The sequence below is a fragment of the Bacillus sp. SIMBA_005 genome (assembly GCF_046535585.1).
GTDB lineage: Bacteria > Bacillota > Bacilli > Bacillales > Bacillaceae > Bacillus > Bacillus pumilus.
Window position 1 is genome coordinate 1 of record NZ_JAWRWI010000740.1, and the last position, 256, is coordinate 256.

Below are 256 nucleotides of genomic sequence, written 5' to 3' on the forward strand. Positions count from 1 at the left end.
GTCGGCGGCGAGCCCCTGGGCCCGCCTGCCCTGGAACACCGAGGTGCCGCCGTCGCGCATGCTCTTCGCGAGCGCGCTGGCATCCGACACGGAGCTGCGAGCCTGGGCACCGGAGGAGTTCCCCGGATCCGGCTGGGCGAAGCGCCTGAACGATGAGATCTGGCGCATCCGCGCGGACGAGCGATGAGGTACGTCAACGACGAGCTCAACCCGTGGGTGATTGGCGGGCTGCTCGCCTTCGCGGCGCTCTGTTCCC

1 protein-coding gene is annotated in these 256 nt (G+C 70.7%); it reads left to right on the forward strand.

The window, feature by feature from the left end; translation table 11 throughout:
- Positions 1 to 187 (forward strand): hypothetical protein (locus tag SB660_RS22030; protein WP_410584587.1); only part of this gene is annotated, 187 nt, incomplete at its 5' end.
- Between the last annotated feature and the right edge of the window lie 69 nt (positions 188 to 256).